Annotated in this window: 16 protein-coding genes; 9 read left to right on the top strand and 7 right to left on the bottom strand. The window is 38.1% G+C overall.

The window, feature by feature from the left end; all coding sequences use genetic code 11:
• Positions 1 to 6 precede the first annotated feature (6 nt).
• From HCX49_RS19630 to HCX49_RS19615, 4 genes are all read right to left on the bottom strand, one after another.
• Positions 7 to 1,452, bottom strand: coding sequence for a TolC family protein (locus HCX49_RS19630; RefSeq protein ID WP_168127931.1), 1,446 nt, complete (start codon positions 1,450 to 1,452; stop codon positions 7 to 9).
• Complete coding sequence (locus tag HCX49_RS19625) at positions 1,445 to 4,612, bottom strand: efflux RND transporter permease subunit (RefSeq protein WP_168127930.1); 3,168 nt, start codon at positions 4,610 to 4,612, stop codon at positions 1,445 to 1,447. Before HCX49_RS19625 ends, HCX49_RS19630 begins: the two co-directional genes overlap by 8 nt.
• A gap of 21 nt (positions 4,613 to 4,633) precedes the next feature.
• A complete protein-coding gene (locus HCX49_RS19620; protein ID WP_132771647.1) occupies positions 4,634 to 5,722 on the bottom strand; it encodes an efflux RND transporter periplasmic adaptor subunit in 1,089 nt (362 codons plus the stop codon).
• A 165-nt stretch (positions 5,723 to 5,887) separates the two neighbouring features.
• Positions 5,888 to 6,283 carry a hypothetical protein gene (locus HCX49_RS19615; protein WP_168127929.1) on the bottom strand — a complete coding sequence of 132 codons (396 nt, stop codon included), beginning with the start codon at positions 6,281 to 6,283 and terminating at the stop codon, positions 5,888 to 5,890.
• A gap of 337 nt (positions 6,284 to 6,620) precedes the next feature.
• Here HCX49_RS19615 and HCX49_RS19610 point away from each other — a divergent pair, with 337 nt between their 5' ends.
• Entirely contained in the window at positions 6,621 to 7,733 is a 1,113-nt protein-coding gene (locus tag HCX49_RS19610) for an MBL fold metallo-hydrolase (RefSeq protein WP_237682855.1), read from the top strand.
• 2 nt (positions 7,734 to 7,735) lie between these two features.
• Here the strand turns inward: HCX49_RS19610 and HCX49_RS19605 are convergent, their stop codons facing one another.
• Entirely contained in the window at positions 7,736 to 8,974 is a 1,239-nt protein-coding gene (locus HCX49_RS19605) for a glycosyltransferase (protein ID WP_168127928.1), read from the bottom strand.
• Positions 8,975 to 9,256: 282 nt separating this feature from the next.
• Between HCX49_RS19605 and HCX49_RS19600 the strand changes: the two genes are divergently transcribed.
• The 4 genes from HCX49_RS19600 (at position 9,257) to HCX49_RS19585 (ending at position 14,415) form a co-directional block, all read left to right on the top strand.
• Positions 9,257 to 11,851: a phosphatidylglycerol lysyltransferase domain-containing protein gene (locus HCX49_RS19600; RefSeq protein WP_168127927.1), complete on the top strand. Its 2,595-nt coding sequence runs from the start codon at positions 9,257 to 9,259 to the stop codon at positions 11,849 to 11,851.
• A gap of 64 nt (positions 11,852 to 11,915) precedes the next feature.
• Positions 11,916 to 12,542, top strand: coding sequence for an AcvB/VirJ family lysyl-phosphatidylglycerol hydrolase (locus HCX49_RS19595; protein ID WP_168127926.1), 627 nt, complete (start codon positions 11,916 to 11,918; stop codon positions 12,540 to 12,542).
• A 169-nt stretch (positions 12,543 to 12,711) separates the two neighbouring features.
• The gene (locus HCX49_RS19590; protein ID WP_021189383.1) at positions 12,712 to 13,749 is read left to right on the top strand and encodes an LLM class flavin-dependent oxidoreductase; all 1,038 of its coding nucleotides are present in this window, start codon (positions 12,712 to 12,714) and stop codon (positions 13,747 to 13,749) included.
• A gap of 84 nt (positions 13,750 to 13,833) precedes the next feature.
• Positions 13,834 to 14,415: a tRNA-(ms[2]io[6]A)-hydroxylase gene (locus HCX49_RS19585; protein WP_021189384.1), complete on the top strand. Its 582-nt coding sequence runs from the start codon at positions 13,834 to 13,836 to the stop codon at positions 14,413 to 14,415.
• Positions 14,416 to 14,473: 58 nt separating this feature from the next.
• On the opposite strand, the gene HCX49_RS19580 is transcribed toward HCX49_RS19585, so the two are convergent.
• On the bottom strand, positions 14,474 to 14,956 hold the full coding sequence (locus tag HCX49_RS19580; protein WP_132771642.1) for a GNAT family N-acetyltransferase: 483 nt from the start codon (positions 14,954 to 14,956) through the stop codon (positions 14,474 to 14,476).
• 322 nt (positions 14,957 to 15,278) lie between these two features.
• On the opposite strand from HCX49_RS19580, the gene rlmN reads away from it, so the two are divergent.
• Together rlmN and HCX49_RS19570 are read left to right on the top strand one after the other, a co-directional pair.
• On the top strand, positions 15,279 to 16,343 hold the full coding sequence (gene rlmN / locus HCX49_RS19575; protein ID WP_021189386.1) for a 23S rRNA (adenine(2503)-C(2))-methyltransferase RlmN: 1,065 nt from the start codon (positions 15,279 to 15,281) through the stop codon (positions 16,341 to 16,343).
• Between the two features lie 131 nt (positions 16,344 to 16,474).
• A complete protein-coding gene (locus HCX49_RS19570) occupies positions 16,475 to 17,170 on the top strand; it encodes a ComF family protein (RefSeq protein ID WP_132771641.1) in 696 nt (231 codons plus the stop codon).
• 72 nt (positions 17,171 to 17,242) lie between these two features.
• On the opposite strand, the gene HCX49_RS19565 is transcribed toward HCX49_RS19570, so the two are convergent.
• Positions 17,243 to 17,626, bottom strand: a complete 384-nt coding sequence (locus HCX49_RS19565; protein ID WP_132771640.1) for a VanZ family protein — start codon at positions 17,624 to 17,626, stop codon at positions 17,243 to 17,245.
• A 180-nt stretch (positions 17,627 to 17,806) separates the two neighbouring features.
• Here HCX49_RS19565 and HCX49_RS19560 point away from each other — a divergent pair, with 180 nt between their 5' ends.
• A complete protein-coding gene (locus HCX49_RS19560) occupies positions 17,807 to 18,160 on the top strand; it encodes a PadR family transcriptional regulator (protein WP_132771639.1) in 354 nt (117 codons plus the stop codon).
• Between the two features lie 12 nt (positions 18,161 to 18,172).
• Entirely contained in the window at positions 18,173 to 19,861 is a 1,689-nt protein-coding gene (locus HCX49_RS19555; protein ID WP_132771638.1) for a PspC domain-containing protein, read from the top strand.
• Positions 19,862 to 19,890 lie beyond the last annotated feature (29 nt).

The following is a 19,890-nucleotide window of genomic DNA, read 5'->3' as shown; positions in this document are numbered from 1 at the left end:
TTCATCTTATTTCCAACCCCCGCCAAGGTCACGATAGGTATTTGCGACAGTATTCAACTGATCTTTTTTTGTTTTAATCAGCTCTAACTTTGCTTCTAATGCATCTCTCTGGGTCATCAGTACTTCGAAATAATCAACCCGGGCAGACTTAAACAAATCATTAGAGATATCGTTTGATTTTGTTAAAGCGTCTACCTGCTGTGATTTAAGATCATAGCTTTTTTGCAGATTGCTGATCTTGGAAAGATGGTTTGAAACCTCGGCATAAGCACTTAATATCGTCTGCTGATAGTTGTACATCGCTTGTAGCTGCAGTGCACTAGCCTTGCTAAATTCAGCTTTAATACCATTTTTATTTATCAAAGGCATGGCAAGTTCTCCAGCAAGAGAATATAACATAGACTCGGGCATTTTTACAAAATAGGAGGGTTTGAAGGCCTCTAAACCTAAAGTTGCAGAAATGTTAAAAGAGGGATAGAATTCTGCACGGGCAACTTTAACATCCAATTTTGCAGCCGCTAGATCCAATTCTGCTTTTCTGATATCTGCTCTATTGGCTAATAACTGGGAAGGAATACCACTATGAACTGCAGGTGATATCATCGTTAGAAAGCTGTTCTTATCCCGTGGGATCTTTTGCGCAAATCGTCCCAATAAAAGATTAACCCTATTTTCAGTTTCCTGAATATCCTGCTTAATCTCGTACGCTAAGCTTTGCGAATTGAGCATTTCAGCTTTGAATTTCTGAACCGCAAGTTCGGTTGATCTTGCGGCCTCTTTTTGTGCTTGGATAACCTCTAATGCACTTTTTTGGAGCTTGATAGTTTCTTGTACGACGTCGAGTTGGTTATCTAAAGCAAGTAACTCGTAGTAGCTGTTGGCCACTTCAGCAACTAAATTTGTCAAAACAAAGTTTTTCCCTTCCATCGTGGAGAGGTAGCGGGCTATAGCGGCCTTTTTTTGATCATGCAATTTACCCCAGATGTCTATTTCCCAGTTTCCGGTAAGAGCAGCTTCATAATTCATGAGCGGATCAGGGAATTTCTTTCCGGGTGCGATATCAGTACTCGCATCCCCTGCACCCTGACTTGTATAGCGTCCAACTTTTTCGACACCGCTTCCGATTCTCGCTTCAACAGTAGGAAGTAATTGTCCCTGTTTAAACCGAACTTCGCTCTTCGCAATTTCTATCTCTTGCAAAGTGATCATAAGCTCCTGATTGTTTTTCAAAGCTGTATCAATCAGACTGCTCAGGTAATGATCTGAAAAGAAGTCACGCCATGGCGTAACAATCATGTTTGAACTGTCTTGAGATGAAGCTGTCGAGTCATTAAACGCTACAGGAAGTACCTTGTTCTCTTTTACAATTGGAATAGCGGGTACTTTACAGCTTGCGACTATAAAGCACATAACGGCTATTCCGATCCACTTTCTTATCTTAATATTATACATTGTGATCGATTTCTTCTGATAATGGATTCTCGTCTTCGTAAGACGTTAATTTACTTTTCGACGCAATTTTTCCGAAAATATAGTATAGTCCGGGTATGATGAGTAGACCAAATACGGTTCCTATGAGCATACCGCCGGCGGCAGCACTTCCTATGGTTTTATTTCCAATAGCTCCAGGTCCTGTAGCAAATACCAGCGGAATAAGACCCGCAATAAATGCAAAGGATGTCATCAAGATCGGACGGAATCGCACCCCAGCTCCCTCGATTGCCGCAGCAAGAACCGAACTACCGGCATTGTGCTTTTGTACCGCAAATTCAATGATCAGTACCGCATTCTTACCGAGCAAACCAATGAGCATAACCATGGCTACCTGCGCATAAATATTGTTTTCAAGACCTAATACTTTCAGTAAGAAGTATGCGCCAAAAATACCTGCAGGTAAAGAAAGTACAACTGCAAGTGGCAAGACAAAGCTTTCGTACTGCGCTGCTAAGATCATGTAAACGAAAGTAAGACAGATCAGAAAGATATAGACCGCTTCGTTTCCGCGGGAAACTTCATCTTTTGAAATCCCTGCCCATTCGATACCGTATCCTCTTGGAAGGGATGCTTTGGCTACTTCAGTAACAGCCTTAATCGCCTCACCACTGCTATATCCAGGGGCTGCAGAACCGCTGATCTCTGAAGAGTTGTACATGTTGTGTCTTGTAATTTCGGAAAGACCATATACTTTTTCCAATGTCATAAATGCCGCATATGGAACCATCTCATCCCGATTATTTTTCACATACAGTTTCAGGATATCATCCGGCTGTGCGCGATATTGCGGCAATGCCTGTACCATGACCTTATACTGCCGATCATATTTGATAAAACTGGTTTCGTAATTACTTCCTACCAATGTGGATAGTGTACTCATCGCATTGTCGATCGTAACTCCTTTTTGTTCGGCTTTTTCGTTGTCGATATGCAACATAAACTGAGGGAAACTAGCGCTGTAAAAGGTAAAGACAGATGCCAGTTCGGGGCGTTTACTCAATTCTTTTACAAGATCTTTACTTACAGTTTCCATTTTTTTGAAGTCACCAGAACCTGCTTTATCCAAAAGGCGCAATTCAAATCCACCTGCGGCACCGTATCCGGGTACTGCCGGAGGTCCAAAAAATTCAATCGTAGCTCCGGTAATATCTTTTGACTTTTCTTCGAGTTCGTGCATCACGTCCTGAACAGAGTTTTTACGGTCTTCCCAACTCTTTAAGTTGATCAGACAGGTTCCAGTATTAGCTCCAGTACCTTCAGTTAGAATTTCATAACCCGCCAGAGAAGAAATCGATTTTACACCTTCAATTCCCATACCTATTGCCTGAAGTTTTTCGGCAATTTCATTGGTACGTTCTAGGGTAGACCCTGGAGGAGTTTGAATAATGGCATAAAACATGCCTTGATCTTCATTTGGAATGAAACCAGAAGGTAGGCTATTGTTTAAAAAGAAGATCGCAGAACAAAATGCTGCCAAGAGTACGAATGTGACCAGTCTTTTATTAACGATCTTACGAAGTAGATCTTGGTAACGATTAGCTCCTTTTGTGAAAAGATTATTGAAGCTTGTCAAGAACCTATTTAATGGCGTTTTTTTCTTTGGATGTCCATGTCCATTTTTTAGGATCATGGCGCAAAGCGCAGGTGTAAGTGTTAGCGCAACCACACCAGATAAAATAATGGCTGTGGCCATGGTAATGGAGAACTGCTTGTAAAAGATACCAACAGGTCCTGACATGAATGCTACTGGAATAAATACTGCCGCCATAACCAGTGTGATGGCTACGATAGCCCCGCTTATCTCATGCATCGCTTCTTCCGTCGCTTTGAGAGGTGACAGATTTTTTTCCTCCATCTTGGCGTGTACAGCCTCAATGACGACAATGGCATCATCAACCACAACCCCAATAGCCATGACCAGTGCAAATAGGGTAATGAGATTGAGGGTAATTCCAAACATGGACATAAACGCAAATGTGCCGATCAAAGAAACTGGAACTGCCATGGCAGGAATAAGGGTAGATCTCCAATCTCCTAAAAACAGAAATACCACAATACCAACGAGGACGAAGGCCTCAAGAAGGGTATGGATGACCTTTTCAATTGATGCATCAAGAAATTTGGAAACATCATAACTGATCTCGTAATCCATGCCTTTTGGAAAGCTCGTTTCTTTGATTTCTGCTAATTTGCTTTTTATGTTTTTAATAACATCACTCGCATTACTTCCATAAGACTGTTTAATAACAATTGCTGCGGAAGGTCTACCATTTAGCGTAGAATAGATATCATACATCGAGCTTCCAAATTCGACATCAGCAACATCTTTTACACGCAGTACTTCACCGCTAGGATTTGATTTCAGGATGATGTTTTCATAACCCTCTTTGGTATTGAATCGACCTGGATATTTAAGTACATATTCAAATGCTTGTGATCTCTTTCCAGAGCTTTCGCCCGTTTTACCAGGAGAAGCTTCCAAACTTTGTTCATCAAGTGCTTTTAGTACTTCATCAGCAGATATTTTGTAAGCCAGCATACGATCTGGTTTTAACCAGATACGCATGGCATATTCTCTGTTACCTAGAATGTCGGCAACTCCTACACCATCAATCCGTTTCAGCTCGGACAGGATATTGATATCACCGTAGTTGAAGAGGAAGTTTTGATCGGCTTTGGGATCCTTACTGAATAAATTGACGTAGACGAGCATGTTAGACTCTTCACGGGTTATTTTTACACCTTCGCGAACGACTAAAGGCGGTAATTTATTGATAACAGAGGAAACCCTATTTTGTACATTGACTGCAGCGAGATTGGGATCTGTTCCCAGGTTGAAAATAACCTGAATAGAAGCCTCTCCGTCATTACCTGCATCTGAGGTAATGTATTTCATGCCGGGTACACCATTGATCGCACGCTCTAGGGGGATCAATACCGATTTTACCATCAGCTCGCCATTTGCTCCGGGATACTCCGCCGTTATGTTTACTTTAGGTGGAGAGATGGACGGAAATTGCGTGATGGGCAGTTTGAGCATCGACAATATTCCAAGAAACACAATAATCAAGGAAATGACGATGGACAGAACTGGTCTATGAATGAATTTATTAAACATCGTTAATTTTTTAGAGGTGAATTATTGAGCGTGTATTTGCAAATGGGACATAACCTCCTGCGGCGCTACAAATTCGAATTTTATCTTATCGTCATCTTTAACCTTCTGAACGCCATCGATCAATATTTTATCTGTGGGCGCCAGTCCCGAAGAGATAACATATAGATCAGGAAGGTCATTGCTAATGGTGATGTTTCGAGATTTAACAACTCCATTTTTGTCAATGACAAAGACATAGGTTTTATCTTGAATCTCGTAAGTAGCTTTTTGTGGAATTATCAAGGCATGTTTCAGCGGTACAAGCATTTGTACACGCCCTGTCTCGCCGTTTCTAAGAAGTTTATCTGGATTAGGAAAGCGTGCCCTAAAAGCAATACTTCCTGTTTCATTATTAAATTCGCTCTCTATGGTTTCTACTTTTCCTTTGTATTTCAGTAACTGATTGTTTGCAAGAAGTAAATTCACTTCATTGTTGGCTCTATTTTCCGTATTCGTCTGGTAGTCGAGGTATTCAGATTCCGATACATTAAAATAAGCATACACCTGACTGTTGTCGGATAAACTGGTAAGAAGTTCACCTTCGTCGACCAAACTACCAAGCTTCAAGGGAATCCGGTTGATGGTTCCTGCGAAAGGAGCCCGAATCTCGGTTGCCGTTACATGAAGTTTTGCCAATGACATTTCTGCTTTGGCCTGATCAACTTTCGCTTGTGCCAACGCCAATTCATTTTTAGAAACGATGTTCTTATCTGCTAATGCTTTCGTATTTTCAAGTTCTATTTCTTCCGCTTTAACTTGTGCCTGCGTTTTGAGATACTCAGCTTCGTAGAATTTAGGCATTATTTTAAATAAAAGCTGACCCGCTTGTACAGTCTGGCCTTCATCGACATAAATCTGTTGTAAGTATCCTTTTTCAAGACCTCGGATCTCGATATTACGGATCGATTGAATCTGGGAGACATAGTTTTTAGAGAGGGTGGTATCAATTAATATTGGATTGGTTACTTGATACTGGACGTTCTCAATCTTTTCTTCTTTTTTTTGGGAACAGCTTGTTAGGACCAATAAGGCATACAGACCTATAAGCATGCCTGTGCTAATTCTTTTCATGGATGAAATAGTTATTAATATATTGTAATAAATTGGGTAATATTCCAGGACGGAAGAGGCTCTTCAGAACACAATGCTAAACAACAGTACAGATAGCGATTGGAAAATATACCATGCTATGATGCCTATTTAAGCTATTTTTTTAATGCTGAAGAGTGGGAGATATCACAGGCGAAGGACGCGCTGTAAAATGTATTTGTTTGTAGAAGTAAAATGCTGTGTCTTAAAAACCGATAGGAGGTTCTTTAAATTTTTAAGAACAAAAATCAGTGCCAGTGCATAACTGAGCAAAGCAATGTTTTTGAAAACAGTAATCGTATGCGATTCAAAAACAAGTTCATCTTCGACATCATCTTCTGTCATTTCATATGTGCGTTCATTTAACGCTTTACTGAAGATAGAATGGATATGTGAACTTTTTATTTTTGTTTCAGGAGACTTACCTAGGAAGGAAGAAACAGAGCCTGTGCTGCTATGAAAATGACTGTTGGTCAAAACAATTCCATCTCCCTGTAATAGGAATAAATTGAAGATCAGGACCAGTAAATACAGCGCTCTCATATTTGCGGTAAAAGTAGTATCAAGAACGACATGTTACACCATATTAACACTTTTTAACTGTCAGCTTTTTGTAAAAATATAATCATATGATTTCGAGATAAAGTATAATGTTGGGTTATCCGTTTAATATGCTATGGGATTTTATTCATGATATCAAGTCAAAGATTGAATTTCAGATTCTATATTTCCGCTTTATCATCATTCTAGATCGTGGTAGCTGGATTTATAAGTGGATCACGATCATGACTTCAAATAAGGAAGTTTCCAGTAAATGAATTTGTATCGTGTCATTCAATAATAACAGGAAATAATACAAATTTATCTAAGTTTGGTTGAAATGAAGATCGGTAAACGTTTAAAGATAGTTCTTGCTAGTGTAATTATATTAATTGTAATGGGTAATGTTTATTTAATGAGACCTCTTTTTGGAGGAAAAATCACCGGAACACGTCTGGAACGTGTTATGAAGTCTCCGAATTTTAGGGATTCGCAGTTTCAAAATTTGGAATATACTCCATCATTGAAAGAGGGCGAAAGCTTTGTCGGAGCGATGTATGCTTTTTTATTTAAAGATCGTGCTATTCGAAGCCCTAAGATGCCACTTCCGGTTATGAAGCAGGATCTTAAAAATTTACCTGATGCTGATTTGCTTATCTGGTTTGGACACTCTTCTTACCTCCTGAAGATTGACGGTAAGATCATTGTTGTAGATCCCGTCTTTTCGGATAATGCTTCTCCTGTTCCAGGGAGCAATAAGCCATTCAATCTATCGTATGTTTATCAGGCTGATGATTTTCCGCCGATTGATCTTTTGTTAATTAGCCATGATCATTATGATCATCTGGACTATAAAACCATAATACAGTTACGTTCAAAAATTAAAAATGTGATCTGTGGTCTTGGTGTTGGCGCCCATTTCGAGCGATGGGGATTTGCTGAAAATCAGATTACGGAATTGGACTGGTATGATGAGGCATCTTTTGAAAAGGAGTTTAAGATAGTAGCTACACCTGCACGTCATTTTTCAGGAAGAAAGTTTAAGCGTAATACAACACTTTGGACATCATTTGTTTTACAAACAGAAAAGTATAAGCTCTTTTTAGGTGGAGACAGCGGCTATGGGAAACATTTTAAGACTATCGGCGATAAATATGGCCCTTTTGATTTAGCGATCCTGGAAAATGGTCAGTATAATGAAACATGGCGTTATATCCATTCCATGCCCGACGAACTTTTAAAGGAGGTTGTTGATCTTCAGGCTAAACATTTTCTACCAGTACATTCTGGCAAGTTTGCATTGGCACTGCACGACTGGAAGGAACCGCTTTCTCTGGTCAGTAAGTATGCGGAAGAAGCAGAAATTCCTGTGTTAACACCCAAAATGGGGGAGATTGTTTATTTGCAACAGCTAGATAAACGATATGATAAATGGTGGGAAGGGCTTAAATAAGCTTATTTCTTATTCTTTTCAGCTATCCACAAGGATAAGTATTTCGTGCTTAATAAAGAATGGTGGAGCAGCAGCTGTCCCATAAAATTCTGCTGTCGATGGGCCTGAAGCTGTGCTTTGATGAAACGGATGGTCATTAGAAAATCGTCTTCAAACCTCGTGCGTGAATAGCGCTGATTAATGATGGTGATACCGTTTTGCTGTGCTTCTAACCAGATTGTTTTATTGTTATAAATTTCGATTGCTTTTTCAACAAATAGTTGCGGTTCATTTGCGATAAACCCGTTCCATGGCAGGTCTCCTGACATTGCTTCAGCTCCAATAGTTGTTGTAACGGAGGGGGTTCCTGTTTGCATAGCATCTATAAATTTACCTTTAACACCGGCACCAAATTGAATAGGAGCTAATAGGACACGGTGTCTGGACATGGTATCTTGGGCATGGTCTGCTCTTCCATGAACAAAGAATCGTTCCTTAGGATTGTTAAGTTGAAGTACCTTTTGACTTGGATAGGCACCGTAGATATTCAGACTTACTTTAGGAAGCCGCTTCCTGAGCAAGGGCCAAATTTCGGTTTTTAAATACTGTACGGTGTTCCAATTCGGCTCATGTATAAAGTTGCCGATAAACATAAAGTCAGCACGGTTTTCATAAGTCTTCCAGCTCGCTATACATGCTTCATCAATTTCTTCTTCCAAAAAGGGGAGGTAATAGAGGATGGATGGATTGATCGCAAACTGATTCGTCAATAATTGCATCTCAAGTTCGGAGATAATGAGCGAGATATCCGAGCGTAAGATTGCGGCAACTTCCCGTTTAGCAATATCGGAATACAATAAGGTTTGATCAAACTGTTCGCCATTTTTAGCATTGGATTGGCGGGCGTGTCTTAAGAAGTGTAAATCTTCGGTATCGAGTATTCTGACAGCATCTGGACACTCTTGTGCTACTCGCCAGCTGTATTGCTCCTCGGTCATAAAGCGATCAAAAACAACAATATGAGGTTTAAGATCTCGAACGAAATCATTGAAGCTAGCATCATTGAGTTTGATCTCCACTTCATTAATACCCATAGCGACTAGATCGGCACTATATGGAGATTTAGATGCGGCACTTGCAAAGGTGATGGTGTTATCATTTTTTTGAAAACTTTTTAGTAGCTGTACCATACGAAATCCAGCCGCAGAAGAACTTGGTTCCGGCCAGACTAAACCTATAAAAAGTATTTCTTGTTTTTCCATCGATGGAAATTTACGCAAAAAGCACAATACTCTATTCATTATATTTTCAATTGATTGTTTTTCATCTTGTAATATTATTTACAAAAAGAAACTTAGCTCAAAAGGATAATAAAAGGATGGTGTTGAATACATTTTTTTCTACAATTTGATTCTTGCCGTTATCAGGCTATCTGTTGTCATATGGACATAAATTTATCTACGTTTAAAACAATGGTCACAATTTATTTATTTAAAGAGGATAAATACTCGTTATATTTATCATAGATAAAATAGCATACTCATATGAAGAAATCATTGCTAAGTGGTATCCAAAAGCTGTCTCCAAAAACGTACTGGAAGGAGCTATTGGCTATTTTTATTGTATTGTTGGCCTTTGTTTTTTTTAGAAGCGAACGTAAAGAAATAGCCTCCATAGGTCCCCAGCTGGCTTCAGCAGATTTTAATTGGTTAATAGTTGGGTTTGGAATCACTTTATTATATATTTTGTTACAAGGAGTGATGTATATTTTTAGTTTCCGATCTATCGGATTGAAACTGAATCTATGGGATGCGGTTGAACTCTTTTTAAAAAGGAATCTACTGAGTGTATTCCTTCCGGCCGGAGGGGTCAGTTCATTGGCCTATACCACTTCGCAGTTACGAAAGAAACAACTTAACTCGACCAAAATTCATCAATCAGGCGCCATATATGGGTATGTCGGGTTACTGACTGTTTTTATTATTGGTGTCCCTATTATTCTGTATACTGTTTTTGATCATAAAAACTTTGATAATGCCTGGATATCTTTGGTCGTACTTGGTTTGTTACTCGGTTTATCCTTTCTGTTTTTCTGGTCGATTAGAGTAAAAAATGGATTGTATAGATGGCTGGAGACTAAATTTCCGAAGCTGATCGGTAATATTCATGAGCTGTTTTCTGCACATATTCACAAAGGATATCTATGGATGACCATTCTGGTTTCTGTCGCTATTGAGTTCTGTGGTATTGCCCATGCATTTATTAGCATGTATGCGCTACAGACACATGTTTCGTTTGAAGCTGCAGCTGTGGCCTATACCATTACAGTCGTTCTGATGATGGTCTCTCCCTTTTTGAGAGGCTTAGGCGCTGTAGAATTTACGATGTTATATATCTTTACTTCTTATGGTTATAGTAAAGAAGAAGGCTTAGGGCTGACAATTATCTATCGGTCATTTGAATTTTGGTTGCCCTTAATTTTTGGAGTTTTTTCTTTTATCTGGCGTGGAAGGCAGATCATTGCACGAATTTTACCCGCCATTGCCATTTTCTTTTTAGGGATCATCAACCTCATCTCGGTAGCAACACCGCCACTGGTGGAACGGATGCGGCTTGAAAAATATTACCTTCCTATCGAAGCGATGCATGCATCTAAGTTGATGGTATTGGTTTTAGGACTTGGGTTGATGGTCAGTGCCGCTTATCTGATTAAGGGTTACAGATCGGCTTTTTGGATTGCTCTCATATTTTCTTTTCTATCCTTACTGGGACATATTGGTAAGGCACTAGATTATGAAGAAGCATTGGTGTCCTTATTTATTATTGTATTACTGGTTACGAACCAAAGGCAATACCGGATTAAGACCAATAAAAATTGGATGCGTATCGGTTTTGCGACCTTTTTCATTGCCTTGACAGGCGTGTGTTTGTTTGGGTTTGTCTGTTTTTATGTGATTGACAAAAAGCATTTTGGCATTGATTTTACCTGGCAGCAGTCTATATATCATACCATGCAGAGTTTTTTGTTATTTAATGACGAACTCAATCCGTTAACAACTTTTGGTCAGGAGTTTTTGAATATTACACACTTTCTGGGTCTGTTTTCATGGATGTTGTTGATCTATACTTTCTTGTGTCCTAGGATTATTCATGAAGAAGATCATGAGCAGAACGTGCTGGATAAGGCGAAGCGTTTACTCAAATTGTATGGAGGGTCGCCGATGGATTATTTTAAAATCGCTCCAGATAAACAATTGTATTTTTCTGAGCGTACAGATGGTTTTGTCTCTTACCGTATCAGTCAAGCTTTCGCGATTGTTTTAGATGAACCTGTATGTGCATTTGACGATAAAGATGAAGTAATTGCAGAGTTCGAACTTTATTGTACCTCTTTGGGGTTAAAGTCCGTGTATTACCGCGTTGATGAAAACAGCTTGCCTTATTTTCTGGAGCTTCGAAAGCGGAAGATCATTATAGGGCAGGAGGCCTTGATGGATGTTGCATCATTTTCTTTAGAAGGTAAGAATAGAAAATCGCTTCGGAATTCTTTAAATAGCTTAGAAAAAAAAGGGTATGCGACTGTTTTGCTCACCGCCCCGCAGTCGGATGCGATTGTAGCTGAACTGAAGGCTGTTTCTGATGAATGGCTTACGGTGTTCGATAAGAAAGAAATGATCTTTTCGCAAGGACAGTTTGATGCAGCAGTAATTGCTGAACAAGATGTGATAGCGTTAAAAGATGATCAAAATAAGATTGTCGCCTTTTTGAATATTATACCAGATTTTACTGAAGGGGAGTGTACGTATGATCTTATCCGTAAAGTGGAGCATGCTCCCGGAGGATGTATGGATGCTCTAATTATAAATCTGGTTGATTATGCCCGGAAAAAAGGTGCTAAATATATCAATCTGGGAATGGTACCGATGAGCGGGATTGAATCTCCAGATAACCCTGCAGAGCAGATTATGAAATTTGCGGCCGACAAAGTGGGCTCTTTTAAACATTATCAGAGTTTGAGAGATTTTAAAGAAAAGTATGCGACGATCTGGGAAAATAAGTATTTAATTTTTGGCAATGATTTTGACCTATTACAGTTGCCTCAAGCTTTGTCTAAAGTAATGAAGCCAGATAATGGATAGGATACAGATGGTACGCAATAAATTAGGGTTATTTATCCTCTTGTTTTTGTTAAAATTAACAGTAATGGGACAGCAGAAAGATATCCCGCTTAAGATTTGGAACAGTAATGCGAATAGCCCTACTGTCCTTTATCTAAGTGGTGATGGCGGTTTTAATAGTTTTTCAACAGGTTACTGCGAGCTCTTGGGGAAACAGGGATATACAGTTGGAGCTGTAAACTCGAAGAGCTTTTTTTGGGATAAGAAATCCGCAGATCAGATTGCGAAGGAACTAAGCAGCAATCTTGAAAAATTATTGGTAGGTAAAAAGAATCACCTCGTTTATTTTGTCGGATATTCCTTTGGTGCAGATGTTATTCCTTTTTTGGTTAATAAATTAACCGCAGAATGGAAGGAGCGATTGCAGGCTGTGGCACTTCTGGAACCATCAACTTCTACAGATTTGGAGATCCATGTTTCAGACCTGTTTGGGAGGAGTGAGGTTAAAAGAAGTATGGATGTTGTTGCCGAGATCAATAAAATGGTCAATGTTAGAACGGCTATTTTGCTTGGTGAAGATGGAGTGAGTTTCCCGATTAAGAATATTCGGTTAAAAAATTTAGAAACTATTTATATGAAGGGGAATCATCATTTTGATGGTCATGTGGCAGATGTCGTAAAAGCAACAGTAAAGCATTTTGCATTAAAGTGATCAGTCTCAAGAATGTGTTAAATAATGGTTATGCTCATTTTCTTTTAGTTTGATGGCTGTACTGTCATCATGTTTTCAAAAAAGTATTTTCTAGTTTTTTCTTGTTGTAGATCAATTTTTAAGAGTTAGAAAATTGATAAGTTTGTTTAATCATAAAAAAAAGAATAATATGGAATTAGGAATAGGAATGTTTGGCGATTTGCATATTGATCCCAAAACAGGGCAAATACAATCTTCACAGGAAAAGTTACATCAGATTATTGAACAAATAAAATTGATGGATGAAGTAGGGCTGGATTTTTTTGGAATGGGTGAGCATCACCGTCCGGACTATGCTGTTTCAGCTCCAGAAATTATATTAGCGGCAGCCGCTTCTGTTACTAAAAATATAAAATTAGGGAGTGCAGTTTCCGTGTTAAGTTCTGCAGATCCTGTTAAACTTTTTCAAGACTTCGCGACAGTTGATGTTTTATCAAATGGACGTGCGGAGATTATGGCAGGTAGAGGATCATTTATTGAATCATTCCCTTTGTTTGGTTATAATTTAAATGATTATGGAGCATTATTTGAAGAAAAATTGGACCTATTGGTCAAACTAAATAATCAGGATACGATTAATTGGACGGGTAAATTTCGTCCCACATTAGTAAATCAACAGATCTTTCCAAGACCTGTTCAACCTAAATTACCAATTTGGGTTGCGGTAGGAGGTACAACTTCATCTGTTATTCGCGCTGGGAAATTAGGTTTACCCGTTATGTTTGCTATTATTGGAGGAACGTACGAAGCTTTTAAGCCACTGGTAGAAATGTACCAACAAGCTTATGCCGATAACGGTCATGATATGGCTAATTTTCAGGTAGGTGTACATATGCATGCTCTTTTTGGTGATCATTCACAACAAGTTGCCGATGCTTACTATCCTATTTATGCAGCACAAATGAACCGCATAGGCGGCGATCGTGGATGGCCACCATACCAACGGACTCAATATGACTTTGGACGTTCATCACATGGTCATTTAATTATTGGAGACGCGGACTATGCTGTAGATAAAATCTTAAAAATACAGGAATCTTTAGGATTGACGCGCTTTTCTGCACATATGGATGTTGGTGCACCAAATCATCTTGATATGATGAAAGCAATTGAGGTTTTTGGAACAAAGATAGCTCCTCAGGTTAGAGCTGCTCTTAATAAGGGATAATAAGACCTTGGTTAAAGTAGTATTCAACATTTTTATATCGGAGAGATATGCTTAACTTTGTGTTTTAAAAATAGAGAGGACAAAATGTTAGGATTGAAATTGTTAACGGATCCAAGGTGGGCAAATATTGCAGAAGGAAATTTAGAAGAGATTCTGACTGATCATGCTTGGTGCGAGCAAAAAGCAGCTTCAAATGCTATTTCATTAATTATGTACAATTCGGAACATGAAGAATTGGTACATGAATTGACAGCGATTGCTATTGAAGAAATGCAACATTTCCAAATGGTCATTGATATTATTAAAGAAAGAGGCTATACATTGGGTAAAGAACGTAAAGATGATTACGTGGGACAACTGATGAAATTCAATAAAAAGGACGGTTCCCGTAACATGGCTTTTATAGATCGTTTGTTATTTGCAGCCATGATTGAAGCTCGAAGCTGTGAACGCTTTAGAGTATTGTCTCAAAATATAAAGGATGAGGAATTAGCGAAGTTTTATCATGATCTAATGGTTTCTGAGGCTAATCACTATACAACGTTTCTTAATTTCGCACGTCAATTCTCAACGGATGTCGATGTTGATAAGCGTTGGAAAGAATGGTTGGAATTTGAAGGAAATTTGATCCAATCGTATGGAACGAAAGAAGCCATACATGGATAATAAATAGTAATCTATTGTGCAAGAGCCCCATTTTTCTAATAAAAATGGGGCTCTAAGTTTATATTAGTGCTGACCGCCGCTCTAAAATGCAGTTGTCCATCCAAATTCCCTTTAGCTGGGCCGCTTTTTGCTGCGTGCCTAATAATTTAAATCCGAATTTTTTGTGCAACAAGATACTTTTATCATTTTCAGGAAAAATAAAGGACATGATCGTCCATATGCCCGCGTTTTCAGAAGTGTCAATAATATGCTGCATCAATACTTTGCCAATTCCTTTGCCTTGATGACCCTGATCGATATAAATACTTAATTCGGTTACACCATGGTAGCCTGTTCGCTGTAGTACAGGAGATAATGCTACCCAACCGATTATAGTATTGTTCTCAATGGCAACAAAGCGCATATTTTCGAGATGATCTTTATCCCAATCTTTCCAAGAACTAGTTTTTGTCGCTAAAGTGATGTTTCCTGCATCGATTGCCTGCTGGTAAATGCGGGCAACATCGGGATAATGCTTGTGTTCTAGTTTCTGTATTTCCATCTGTAGCGTGAGCTTAAGGTATTATATTCTAATACTTCTTTTGAAGTTGATCAAAACTGATGATTCAAAACTAGGAAAAGTTTTGCATCCATTCGAGCGGGAATGTATATTTTATCTGTGATCTAAATCTCGTATGCACACATTATAAACTTGTTTTTCATTTAGTTAAGAAGATTTTTTTTAAAGTTGGTCAAGAACGATGTTGGCTCCGTTAACATTTGTATCCCGTTGATAACAAGTAATAATTTATAATTCAGCGAGTTCTGATTTTTATGACATTATAAAAATAAGTTTTTTATAGAAATAACCTTACCTTTGCGCTGTGACTGAGAAAAGTAAAATAATTGATATTCGTAGTCTGTCGATAGATCAGATTAAAGAGAAGCTTACTGAAATGGGTGAGCAAGGGTTCCGTGCAAAGCAAATTTACGAATGGATTTGGGCAAAATCCTGTGTGGATTTTGATTTGATGAGCAACCTAAGTAAACCTTTAAGGGAAAAGCTAAAAGAGAATTTTGTTATTCGTGCTGTTAAAGTCAAACAATCACAGGTCAGTTCTGATAGAACGATCAAAAGTAGTTTTACTTTGTATGATGGAAATGTGATTGAGGGTGTATTGATCCCTGCTCCAGAACGTATGACTGCTTGTGTGAGCTCTCAAGTTGGATGTAGTTTGACCTGTAAATTTTGTGCCACGGGTTATATGGATCGTAAACGTAATCTGAATGCAGATGAAATTTATGATCAAGTTGTTTTGATCGCAAAACAAGCCGAAGAGAAATATCAGCAACCATTGACCAACATTGTTTATATGGGGATGGGTGAACCACTCTTGAACTATGCGAATATGATGAAGTCGGTAGAGCGTATTACCTCGCCAGATGGTTTGAATATGGCGGCAAAACGGATCACAGTATCTACCGCTGGTATTGCTAAAATGATTAAAAAATTAGGGGATGACGAAGTCCGATTTAATTTAGCATTGTCTTTACATGCCGCAAATGATAAAAAGCGTAATGAGATTATGCCCATCAATGAGCAAAATACATTAGAAGCATTAGCAGATGCATTGAAGTATTTTTATGCGAAGACAAAAAGTCCAATAACCTTTGAATACATCGTTTTTGATAATTTTAATGATGAGCTGGAGGATGCTAAAGAGTTAGCAAGATTTTGTAAAAATGTTCCTTGTAAGGTTAATATTATTGAATACAATCCTATTTCTTTAGCAAGTTTTGTCAATGCCGATGCCGATAAGATTGAGGTATTTGCTAATTATCTGAAAAATCAAGGTATTATTACGAATGTGCGTAGAAGCCGTGGTAAAGATATTGACGCCGCTTGTGGTCAGTTAGCAATTAAAGATAAAGAAGCTCAAGAGGCTTAACAATAAGGGATTATACTATACCTCTTCTCAATAATATTATTGATGATAGAGACTGTGATAAATTTGTTTTATTTATAATTTTAATTGTAAATAGAACAAATTTACTTAAGTTAGTATAGGCATAATCAAAAATGAGAAACCAATTATTTCTTTATTTATCAGACTTTTTAGCCTTATTTTTCCCAAAAATTTGTGCAGGCTGTGGCCATGTTTTAGTTAGTCAAGAAAGGTATATCTGTACTTCTTGTCTATTTCATTTACCGATCACAGATTTTCATTTAGATCTTAATAATCAAGTTGCGCGCCAATTGTGGGGGAAATTTCCATTTGAGCATGCTTCGGCTCTATTTCTGTTGCAGCAGGACTCGCGGGTAGAGCGAATACTTTATCAAATCAAATATGCCAATCAACCTCAACTTGCATATTTCCTTGGAAGGAAATATGGTGAGACGCTGTCTAACAGTCACACTTTTCAGGATATTGATGTCATTGTGCCCGTTCCTTTGCATAAAAAGAAGTTGAAGAAAAGGGGCTATAATCAATCCTTTTATTTAGCAAAAGGCCTTGGTATTGCATTGTCAAAACCCGTTTTGGAACATGGATTAACGCGAGTTGGTGAAGGGGCAAGTCAAACCAAAAAATCAAGATTGGAACGATATGACAACGTTCAAGATGTGTTTTTTTGCCCAGATGAAACTATGCTAGCAGATAAACATGTGCTCTTGGTAGATGATGTATTGACCACAGGAGCTACATTAACCGCCGCCGCGGAAAAACTTGTTGCGGCGGGTTGTCGCATTTCTGTACTGACCTTAGCCCGAGCTTAGCATATCTCAGACAACTACTTCGCCGTTAAGTTCTAAGCAGTATTTGATCTAGAATGTTAAATATTTGATCTGTTACTTTTTACGTCTCACGTAAAAAAGCAAGTAAGCAAAACCCGACATACCAATGCCTACACTATCTGCGAAGAGATCCCACCAATCACCAGATCTATAGGTGAATATATACAATTGCAATGCTTCAGTCAGTAAGGCGAAAAGGATACCTAAAATACTTACAACAATAACGGGAAGCCATTTTGTAGGGCGACCTTTGAACTGAACCAATACACCATTATAAATTAACGTACAAAATACGAAAAACATACCTGCGTGAACGAGCTTATCCATCCCCGGATAGGAAGGAACTTTCTCAAAACTTTGTCCTGGCATACAACACAGTGCTATAACCACTACAGCCCAAAGCATTACCCACTTATAATCTAATAATAATCTTATCATGCACTCCTTATAATCAATTTTCGTGCTAAAATAGTGATAAATATAAGAAAAGTGAAATAATGTATTTAGACGTATATAAAAATTATTTATCTGATTTACAGCGTTTTAATTTTATTTTTGAAATTTATATAGTACTATGTATTGCATAGTACATAATAAAACATATATCTTTGTATTGTTATGATAGCTGAAAATACACAAATACAGATGCGGAAAGGAATACTGGAATATTGTATTCTTTCTATTATTTCCCGAGGGGAAATATATGCGTCGGATATCATCAGCGAACTGAAAAAAGCACAGCTCTTGGTTGTAGAGGGAACTTTATATCCTTTGTTGACTAGGCTTAAAAATAACGGTTTGCTGAGTTATATATGGAAGGAATCAACTTCTGGACCTCCACGTAAATATTATGAAATCACAGCAGAAGGAATACAGGTTCTTGAGCGATTGGATGTTACATGGAAAGAACTGGTTTTTGCAGTGGAGACATCTCTAGCGGACAGAATTAATACAATTGACAAATCAATATAACCTATAAATACCATGAACAAGACTATAATTATCAATATAAATAGTATCGTTTTTCATATAGAAGAGGACGCATATGATGTGTTGCGCAATTATATGATTGATATTAAAAAGCATTTCGGAAGTTCGGAAGACAGCAAAGAGATTTTGGAAGATATCGAAAATCGTATTGCAGAGATGTTTACAGAGAAGATTCAACTTGGAATCAAAGAAGTACTGAATATGGATGATGTCAATGCCGTCATCGCACAGATGGGAAGTGTGAGTGATTTTGAGATCAACGATACGGATCAACAGTATTCAGATCAAAAAACAAATCAGGCATACAGCACTTTTCGTACGGGTAAAAAGTTGATGCGTGATCCAGAAGATAAGGTAATCAGTGGTGTGTGTAGTGGTCTGGGACATTATTTTGGCATAGAGGCTCGATGGATTAGACTTTTATTTGTGTTATTCGTTGTAATCTTCGGTTCAGGATTTCTGGTGTATATTATCTTGTGGATTGTAATGCCAATCGCAATTACCAGAGCAGATCGTATGGAAATGCGCGGAGAGTCGCCTAATATCCAGAATTTTAAACGAAGTTTTGAAGAGGAATTGAGCGGTCTAAAAGAGAATTTCTCTGGTGCCGGCAACACATTCAATAGAGGTGTAGAAAATGCTGGAACAGCATTTGGAGAGATCATTAAAATCTTTGCAAAAGTGATCGGTCTGATCGTTGCTTTTTCAATAGGCTTAAGCTTAATATCGCTGTTAATTGCCTTGATCTTTTTTAGCTTGGGTATAGCAGGCGTAACGGACCGAGGGATTATTGAACCGTTAAATTTGATCGATCCTCAGCAGGCTCCATGGGCATTAACGGCAGCATTCTTGGCAATTGCAATTCCATTTGCAGGTTTATTTTACCTCATTATTCGCTTGTTGTTTGACCGCAAGCCGATGAATAATTACTTAACGACTTCTTTATTTCTAGTCTGGTTAATTTCTTTAGGTAGCATTATTTATTATGCAGGTTCGGTGGCTAAAGATTTTAGAGAAGAAAGTATGATCGTAGAAGAAAAACCTTTGGCTCCAAGATCAATCTATCGTATCAATGCCCGTGATGTTCGTGTCATCAAAATAAATGGAGATCACGGCCGTTCAAATCTAAAAATCAGAGGTACTAACTTATCCGAATATCTTCAGGATGATATCCGAATTCGATTTGAAAGGGTAGATTCAACGCAAATGCCTTATATCAAATATGAGTATTCGGCAAAAGGAGCTAATTATAATTTGGCAACTAAACGTGCGTCTGCAATCAATTATAAAGCCGTTCAGGATAGCGCGAACATTATTTTTGATAGCCACTTTAAATTAGGTGAGAAAGAATTATATAGAGATCAAAAAGTGAATGTTACGATCTACCTTCCTGTTGGTGCAAAAGTAATGCTGAACAGGGATTTAGAGCGCAATTATGCCGATATATCTTACTGGGAATGCTATGATCGTTATGAAAATCATGATATCAAAGAAACGGAATGGGTGATGACAAATTTGGGTTTGAAATGTGCTCTTCCTGAAAAATCTGAACCTGAAACTGAATCGGATGATGTGACGGACGAAAATGTGATAACTGTAGACACAGCAGTTATCAGAAAAGATACCATTATCAGTATTTCTCCTACTGGTGTGGTGGTTGAAACAAAAGGAAAGAAAAAATAAATAATAGGTGCTAAGCACCTATTATTTTA

The organism is Sphingobacterium sp. B16(2022) (assembly GCF_012030425.1).
In the GTDB taxonomy this organism is placed as follows: Bacteria; Bacteroidota; Bacteroidia; order Sphingobacteriales; family Sphingobacteriaceae; genus Sphingobacterium; species Sphingobacterium anhuiense.
Note: the sequence above shows the minus strand (reverse complement) of the source record. Positions and strands in the feature narration are given on the sequence as shown.

What these genes read in the sequence shown, in the direction of transcription:
- HCX49_RS19630 (WP_168127931.1), bottom strand. Translation starts at nt 1,452, where the DNA reads ATGTATAATATTAAGATAAGAAAGTGGATCGGAATAGCCGTTATGTGC.
- HCX49_RS19625 (WP_168127930.1), bottom strand. Translation starts at nt 4,612, where the DNA reads ATGTTTAATAAATTCATTCATAGACCAGTTCTGTCCATCGTCATTTCC.
- HCX49_RS19620 (WP_132771647.1), bottom strand. Translation starts at nt 5,722, where the DNA reads ATGAAAAGAATTAGCACAGGCATGCTTATAGGTCTGTATGCCTTATTG.
- HCX49_RS19615 (WP_168127929.1), bottom strand. Translation starts at nt 6,283, where the DNA reads ATGAGAGCGCTGTATTTACTGGTCCTGATCTTCAATTTATTCCTATTA.
- HCX49_RS19610 (WP_237682855.1), top strand. Translation starts at nt 6,621, where the DNA reads ATGAAGATCGGTAAACGTTTAAAGATAGTTCTTGCTAGTGTAATTATA.
- HCX49_RS19605 (WP_168127928.1), bottom strand. Translation starts at nt 8,974, where the DNA reads ATGGAAAAACAAGAAATACTTTTTATAGGTTTAGTCTGGCCGGAACCA.
- HCX49_RS19600 (WP_168127927.1), top strand. Translation starts at nt 9,257, where the DNA reads ATGAAGAAATCATTGCTAAGTGGTATCCAAAAGCTGTCTCCAAAAACG.
- HCX49_RS19595 (WP_168127926.1), top strand. Translation starts at nt 11,916, where the DNA reads ATGGGACAGCAGAAAGATATCCCGCTTAAGATTTGGAACAGTAATGCG.
- HCX49_RS19590 (WP_021189383.1), top strand. Translation starts at nt 12,712, where the DNA reads ATGGAATTAGGAATAGGAATGTTTGGCGATTTGCATATTGATCCCAAA.
- HCX49_RS19585 (WP_021189384.1), top strand. Translation starts at nt 13,834, where the DNA reads ATGTTAGGATTGAAATTGTTAACGGATCCAAGGTGGGCAAATATTGCA.
- HCX49_RS19580 (WP_132771642.1), bottom strand. Translation starts at nt 14,956, where the DNA reads ATGGAAATACAGAAACTAGAACACAAGCATTATCCCGATGTTGCCCGC.
- HCX49_RS19570 (WP_132771641.1), top strand. Translation starts at nt 16,475, where the DNA reads ATGAGAAACCAATTATTTCTTTATTTATCAGACTTTTTAGCCTTATTT.
- HCX49_RS19565 (WP_132771640.1), bottom strand. Translation starts at nt 17,626, where the DNA reads ATGATAAGATTATTATTAGATTATAAGTGGGTAATGCTTTGGGCTGTA.
- HCX49_RS19560 (WP_132771639.1), top strand. Translation starts at nt 17,807, where the DNA reads ATGATAGCTGAAAATACACAAATACAGATGCGGAAAGGAATACTGGAA.
- HCX49_RS19555 (WP_132771638.1), top strand. Translation starts at nt 18,173, where the DNA reads ATGAACAAGACTATAATTATCAATATAAATAGTATCGTTTTTCATATA.